Origin of the sequence: Sporomusa sp. (assembly GCF_035561155.1) — a bacterium.
Lineage (GTDB): Bacteria > Bacillota > Negativicutes > Sporomusales > Sporomusaceae > Sporomusa.
In genome coordinates this window covers 42,093-49,774 of record NZ_DATMYD010000166.1, presented here as the reverse complement: position 1 = coordinate 49,774, position 7,682 = coordinate 42,093, and the positions used below count along the sequence as shown (strand labels likewise).

The following is a 7,682-nucleotide window of genomic DNA, read 5'->3' as shown; positions in this document are numbered from 1 at the left end:
GATTAAGAGCGCTATTAAAAGAATGTATAAAAAATACTAAAATTTAAACTAACGCCTTTAATATAAAAGTTGATGCTTGTTTCTTTTTCGTACGATGGGAGTTCTTTAGTGTTTATCGGACTGTCAACAGTCGGAAAAACGCTGATTCTAATATTATTTAAGAAGGAAGGGATCCCCCTATGGCAAAAATGAAAACTATGGATGGCAATGCCGCCGCAGCTCACGTAGCCTACGCGTTTACGGAAGTTGCAGCAATTTATCCAATCACACCGTCATCCAATATGGCAGAGAACGTTGACACTTGGGCATCAGAAGGTCGCAAAAATATTTTTGGACAAACAGTTCGGGTTGTAGAAATGCAATCTGAAGCCGGTGCAGCTGGTGCAGTACATGGCTCACTGCAAGCTGGAGCATTGACAACTACTTTTACAGCATCCCAAGGTCTATTGCTGATGATTCCTAATATGTACAAGATCGCAGGGGAACTTTTGCCCGGAGTATTACACGTAAGCGCCCGTGCAGTAGCGGCTTCAGCACTCAATATTTTTGGTGATCATCAGGATGTTATGGCAACCCGCCAGACCGGTTTTGCATTACTTGCCGAGAGCAGTGTGCAGCAGGTAATGGACTTGGCTGCCGTTGCCCATCTTGCGGCTATCGAGAGCCGTATTCCATTCCTGAACTTCTTCGATGGATTCCGGAATTCTCATGAGATTCAAAAGATCGAAACCTGGGATTATGATGACTTAGCTAAACTTGTTAATCAAGACGCTTTGGCAGATTTCCGGAAACGCGCTCTCAATCCTAACCATCCGGTCACCAGGGGTACCGCCCAAAACCCGGATATCTACTTCCAGGGACGCGAAGTTTCCAACGAATATTACGAGGCATTACCGGAAATTGTTGAAAACTATATGGCAAAAGTCAAAGAAGTTACCGGCAGGGAATATCACCTGTTTGACTACTATGGTGCGCCGGATGCTGATCGTTTGATTGTTGCCATGGGTTCTGTTTGCGAAACTATTGAAGAGACCATTGATTATTTGAATGCCAATGGTGAAAAAGTAGGTTTACTTACCGTTCACCTCTATCGTCCTTTTTCCATTGCGCATTTCATGAAATACATTCCTAAAACTGTTACAAAAATCGCTGTTCTTGACCGTACTAAAGAACCTGGTTGCGCCGGCGAACCGTTGTACCTTGATGTTAAAAATGCATTTTATCGCAAAGATTGGCAGCCAGTTATTGTTGGTGGCCGCTACGGTCTGGGTTCAAAAGATGTTGTTCCGTCCCACATTGCTGCCGTTTATGAAAACCTTAAAGCCGATGAGCCAAAAGATGGCTTTACTATTGGCATTGTCGATGATGTCACCAATACTTCCCTGCCTCTGGGCACAGATATCGATGCCACACCGGCAGGAACTCGGGCATGTAAATTCTGGGGTCTGGGTTCTGACGGTACCGTCGGCGCCAACAAAATGGCTATCAAAATCATCGGTGACAAAACTGACTTGTATGCGCAAGGTTATTTCGCTTATGACTCCAAGAAGTCAGGCGGCATAACTGTTTCCCACCTGCGCTTCGGCAAAAAGCCTATTAAGTCCCCTTATCTCATTAATAAAGCTGATTTTATTGCCTGTCATAACCAATCCTATGTCTCAAAATATGATGTTCTGGATGGCTTAAAAGCAAATGGTGCTTTCTTGCTCAACTGCATCTGGGATGAGAAGGAACTGGAAGAAAATCTGCCTGCAAGCGTAAAGCGGTTTATCGCTAACAACAATATCAAATTCTACACCATTAACGCGGTGCAAATAGCCAGAGAAATCGGTCTCGGTGGCCGTATCAACATGATTATGCAATCGGCGTTCTTCAAATTAGCTGACATAATTCCTGTTGAAGAGGCTATAAAACACCTTAAAAATTCAGTTGTCGATGAGTATGGCCTGAAGGGCGAAAAAATTGTCAATATGAACTTTGCCGCTATCGACAAAGGCGTAAACGCCATGGTAAAAATAAATGTTCCCGAATCCTGGAAGAATGCAAAAGACGCAGAAGTTGCTACCAAAGAAGTGCCTGAGTTCATTAAGAAGGTTGTTATCCCTATGAACCGCACCGAAGGTGACAAACTGCCTGTTAGTGTTCTTAAGGAAATGGGTATTACAGACGGAACTTTCCCAATGGGAACTGCCGCCTATGAAAAACGTGGTATTGCCGTAGATGTTCCTGCCTGGGATGTTGAAAAGTGCATCCAGTGTAACCAGTGTTCTTTTGTTTGCCCGCACGCTTGCATCAGGCCGGTGCTTGCAAATGAAGAGGAAGTCAAAAACGCTCCTGCTGGCTTTACTACCAAGAAAGCTACCGGTGCCGCTGATCTCCAATTCCGCATCGCTGTATCGCCGTTAGACTGCACCGGTTGCGGCAACTGCGTTCAAGTGTGTCCGGCCAAAGAAAAAGCTATAACTATGGAGCCGATCGGAAGCCAAATGGCGCAAACAGATCTTTGGGATTATGCCATGACGCTTTCCAAGAAGCCTAACCCGGTAAATAAAGAAACCGTAAAGGGTAGCCAATTCGAAACTCCGTACCTTGAGTTCTCCGGTGCTTGCGCAGGCTGCCTGGAAACCGCCTATGCTAAGCTTGTAACCCAACTGTTCGGTGATCGCATGATGATTGCCAATGCAACCGGTTGCTCTTCCATCTGGGGTGCTTCTGCGCCAGCAACTCCGTACTGCACTGATAAATGTGGCCATGGTCCTGCTTGGGCTAACTCCCTGTTTGAAGATAATGCCGAGTTTGGCTTCGGAATGCAAGTCGGCGTGAAACAAATCCGCGAGCGGCTGGCAGCCAAGGTAACCGAGGCACTGGCTATTGCTACCGGTGATGTAAAAGCAGCGCTTGAGGAATGGCTGGCCAAGAAAGATATTGGTGCCGGTTCCCGTGAAAGAGCTGACAAACTCAGCGCAGCTCTGAAGAACGCTAAAGGCTCCAACGCACTCCTTGACGAAATTTATGGTTACCAAGACTTCTTTGTTAAACGTTCCCAGTGGATTTTTGGTGGTGATGGCTGGGCGTACGATATCGGATACGGCGGTCTGGACCATGTCCTGGCTTCTGGTGAAGATGTCAACGTGTTTGTATTTGACACCGAGGTTTATTCCAATACCGGCGGTCAGTCCTCAAAATCTACGCCAACTGCTGCTATTGCACAGTTTGCGGCCAGTGGTAAGCGGACAAAGAAAAAAGACCTCGGCATGATGGCCATGAGCTATGGTTACGTTTATGTAGCTCAAATCTGCATGGGATCTGATAAGAATCAAACTCTTAAAGCAATTGCTGAAGCGGAAGCATATCCAGGACCATCCCTCATCATCGCTTACTCTCCATGTATCAACCATGGCTTGAAAGTAGGTATGGGTAACAGCCAGCTTGAGTGCAAACGCGCTGTCGAAGCCGGTTACTGGTCCATGTATCGCTACAATCCGGCACTCAAAGAGCTTGGCAAGAATCCGTTCAGCCTTGATTCTAAAGAACCTACAGCCGACTTCAAGGAATTCCTCATGGGCGAAGTGCGTTATTCCTCGCTCAAAAAGCTGTTCCCTGAACAGGCCGACGAATTGTTTGACAAAACAGCTAAAGACGCGGCCGAAAGACGCGACTCTTACAAGCGCTTAGCAAAAATGTATAATGAGGCTTTAGCAGAAGCAGCTGCTGCCAAAGAATAAAACAGTTGAAACTGTAAGAGAAAGCACTATTTGCCCGTTTAGGGCAAATAGTGCTTTCCTAATTTAACAATACTGTATGTCTGCTTTAATTATATAGGCTTGACTATTTCCAGTATTAGCGATAGTAATCGAGAGGTTCTCTGTGGGTTTGCTAGGGCTTAGCAGCAGCAAATCTCCTTGGGTTAGCTCGTATACGTCAGTATCATCAATAGTAATACTTAACTTACCAACCACACAATAGAAAGCTGAAGTCATTTTGGAATACCGGTCAGGGTTTGGATTATGTATGGTCAGTTTGCTACTAGTTTTTTCTTTAAGTTCGATAGCCATCAATTCCCCGGAACAACCCTCTGCCATCATCAGATTGAAATCACGCACTTTGCCAATACTTTTAGTTTCCCAGTCACCGCTAAAACTGTCTTGTTCAAATGGTTTGAGATATATGCTGTGATGACCTGTATGCTCAAGCCTCATTTCTCCCTCAAGCACCATAATTAACCGCCATATCCCTGGTAATGAAGTAAAATTGGATTCTTCCAACTCCACGCGTGCAGAGCTAAGCCGCCATATAAAGTTCTTTTCACTGTAAATTGCATCTTTCGGATAAATGGCAATTTGCGTTGTTGTACCGCCAGACCAGTTACTTGTGGTTTGCTCATTTTGTTTTGTTAGCTCGACTATGTAGGGCATAGTTTTCTCCTCCCAATAAACACAAATACAGTTTGATTGTATCAATATTTGAATAATTTGGCTATCCGTAAATACAAAATAACAGGATTTGCACCAGTACTTGTCGAAAAGTCTGTCAAAAGCGCACATAATATAAAGTGCATGGTACGAGGATTGATAAGATGAACGAGTTATCTGCGGTTTTATTGGGGAGTCCTGAGATTTACTGGAATGGAAAACGGCTGTTTTTTCCTTTTTCTAAGATAGAAGCATTGTTATATTATTTATTAGTTAAAAAAAATTCTTCAAGGGAAGAATTGGCGGCACTGTTGTGGCAAGATATGGACGATACTGCAGCTAGGAAAAATTTACGCAATACATTATATCTGCTGAAGAAGATGACAGCAGAAGAGTTAATATTAACACCCTCACGGGCGAATGTTTTACTAAATACCGATGCAGTCAGTATTAGCACAGATATTCAGGAATTTAATGAAGTCTCACAAGAAGAGTCGCTGGTATTATATAGAGGGGATTTCTTGGAGGGATTTTCTTGTAAGGACGCCGAGCCCTTTGAATCTTGGGTGAGCCGGCGGCGGGAGAGTTGCAAAGAGGACATGATTGCCCGGCTTACCAAAGTCATTGTAAGCCAGCTAAACAATAAAGATTATAGTGCGGCTGAACGCTATCTTAAGCAGCTCATTGCTCTGGATGAGTATAATGAGAGTGCTTACAGAACCCTGATGAAGGTTTATGAGCGAGCAGGTGCTTTTAATAAGTCAATTGATGTTTATGATTGTCTAAAAGGAAAACTTAGCAGTGAATTGGGAATTAGTCCGCAAGACAAGACAAAAGAAGCTTATGAACGTATTAGGTCCAAAATGGTTAACCATCTTGCGGTGCCTGCTGAACAGGCTGCAGACAGTTTTTTTGGGCGTGGACGCGAGTTTCAATGGCTGCAAAGTATTGTGGCTGATTTCTGTGCAGACCGCTCCCGGTGTGTACTTGCTATTTTAAGTGGGGAACAAGGAGTCGGGAAAACAGCAATTGTACAGCGACTGCAAGAAACTATAGCTGCCGACTGTGTAACTGTTTTAAGAACCCAGTGTTATCAGGCTGAGCAAGATTATCCATATAAAGCCTGGAACCAAATCTTTTGTCAGGCAATGGATCTGCTAACACAGCGGGGTGTAGTGTTGCCTGCTATATGGTATCAGGTTATTTCCTATGTTTTTCCGGCAGTTCTCAGTAATAATGCGATTGCCTGTCAGAGCCACACACCCAATGAGTATAATATTCACTCAGGTATGATTGAAGAGGTTATGTGTGGCATTTTGGGCAAGGTTGCCGCCAGTCGAAAAGTGTTATTGATTATCGATGATGTTCAATGGCTGGATAGCCAAGGCCGGTCAGTGTTGCGCCAACTGCTGCGGACACCGCAGCAGCACATTTTGTGTATTGCGACTTGCAGGAGCGAATATCAGGAACAGGTCGAGCTGTTTACCGGGGATTTTAGCCGGGACGGCTTGGTAGAGCACCTTATAATCGAAAACTTTAGCCGGGAGGAAGTAGCCAAGTTTTCGGAGTTGATGCTCCCGGCAGATAAAATAACAGCCGGGCTTCAGCAAAAACTGTACGAGTATACTGACGGCAACGCCTTGTTCTTAGTTGAAAGCTTTAAGCTGATTAAGATGGGACAAAACGTGAACCGCCTGTCACCACGCCTGCGAAGCGTTTTACATGAGCGGGTTACCACTCTTTCGGACAATGCCAGAAAGGTGCTTGATGTCATTTCAGCTTTTTTCAATAACGTCCGCTATAACGAGTTGCTGGCTGTATGCGAGATGAACGAGTTTGAAATAGTGGAAGCAATCGAGGAACTGCAGCTCAAACGATTAATCCAGGAAATTGACGGCTCAAGCCTGGGGCTAAGAGGGCCGGTGTATAAATATAGCCATATTCGGATCAGAAGCTACGTATATGCTGAGCTGTCATCCTCAAGGAAAAGGATGATCCATAAGCGGGCAGGAATCTATTTGGAAGACCTGATGGATAAAGATTCATCAGGCCTGGATGTGTGCTCTGAAATCCTGTATCACTACTCTCAGATAGATGAAAAAGTAAAGGTACTTGAATATACGATTAAAATTGCAGAAAGATACTGCTGTCCACAATATGAATTGTTTCCTGAATTTAGTGAAACGTATAGTCGTAATGGTTTTATTTTTGAAAACAAACTACAGATAATGGGCTATTTGGATAAGATCAAAGAGTTACTTGCTGCTGTGGCAGAGGAGCAAGTGTCCCAGGAGAGCTTAAGCCGGTTTAGGGCAGCATATCTTGAGATGCTGGGACGTTATCATATATGGCGAGGGGACCATCTGAGCGGCTTAAAAGCAATCCACCAGATGCTGCGCCTTTCGTCAAAAAAAGGTTTCACTGACTATTTAATTAAAGGTTATCAACAAGTCGTGTATTGTGCGATTCAAATTCGCAAGCCTAGACTTATTGAACTCTTTGCTAATAAGCTGTTGCAAACGGCAAAGGAGGCCAATTTAGAAGAAAAAAGGGCTGCGATACAAAGGTTCCTTGGCATTTCTTACGCTTTGCGCCAGGAAAAAAGCTTGGCAGAGCAGTGTTACCGTCAATCAATTTCTCACTACAAGCGCCTGGAAGAAAGACCGGGCGAGTTCAACTTACATATTGCCGCCAGCTATAACTATATCGGCGATTTAAGGCGAATGGAGGCTGATTTGGCTGAGGCGCTCTATTATTATGAACAAGCAATAAGAGTGGCTGGGCGAAGCAATATTAGTGCCGGTGTTACCATCTTTCTGGTCAATGCAGGACATACGGCCTATGACCTGGGGGAGTACGGAAAGGCTTTTGAGTATTTGGAAGATGCACTAACCCTTGAAGAACAGTTTGGTGAGTATCAAGGCTATTGGTGTCTTAGAAGTTACTGTACTTTACATTGTATCCTCGCCTTATTGGCCGTTAGAGACAACTCTCTTCACAAAGGGCGCAGATATCTGGAAAAAGCAGATGGTTTCCTACAAAGATATCATGACATTTATCAAGCTGGGCTTACAGCAAGGTCAAAGTTGGAGATTGGCATTCGGATGCAGCAAGATACCCGGGTAAAAGCAGTTTTCGAAGACTATTTATCGTTACCAATTGAGGAATACTACCAACAAGGTAAGAACGTTTTTTATAAAATAGGGAATAAGTTTGAGCAAATAATCCTGGACAAGGTGTATTCGGAGGTTAATAAAGTATAAAGAATAC

The 7,682-nt window shown here is 44.2% G+C and carries 3 protein-coding genes; 2 read left to right on the top strand and 1 reads right to left on the bottom strand.

Annotated elements, in window-relative coordinates:
• The first annotated feature begins 179 nt into the window (after window positions 1–179).
• Window positions 180–3,725: a pyruvate:ferredoxin (flavodoxin) oxidoreductase gene (nifJ, locus tag VN447_RS23010; RefSeq protein ID WP_325528757.1), complete on the top strand. Its 3,546-nt coding sequence runs from the start codon at window positions 180–182 to the stop codon at window positions 3,723–3,725.
• Between the two features lie 63 nt (window positions 3,726–3,788).
• Here the strand turns inward: nifJ and VN447_RS23005 are convergent, their stop codons facing one another.
• Complete coding sequence (locus VN447_RS23005) at window positions 3,789–4,415, bottom strand: HutD family protein (protein ID WP_325528755.1); 627 nt, start codon at window positions 4,413–4,415, stop codon at window positions 3,789–3,791.
• A 161-nt stretch (window positions 4,416–4,576) separates the two neighbouring features.
• Here VN447_RS23005 and VN447_RS23000 point away from each other — a divergent pair, with 161 nt between their 5' ends.
• On the top strand, window positions 4,577–7,675 hold the full coding sequence (locus tag VN447_RS23000) for an AAA family ATPase (protein WP_325528753.1): 3,099 nt from the start codon (window positions 4,577–4,579) through the stop codon (window positions 7,673–7,675).
• The last annotated feature ends 7 nt before the right edge of the window (window positions 7,676–7,682 follow it).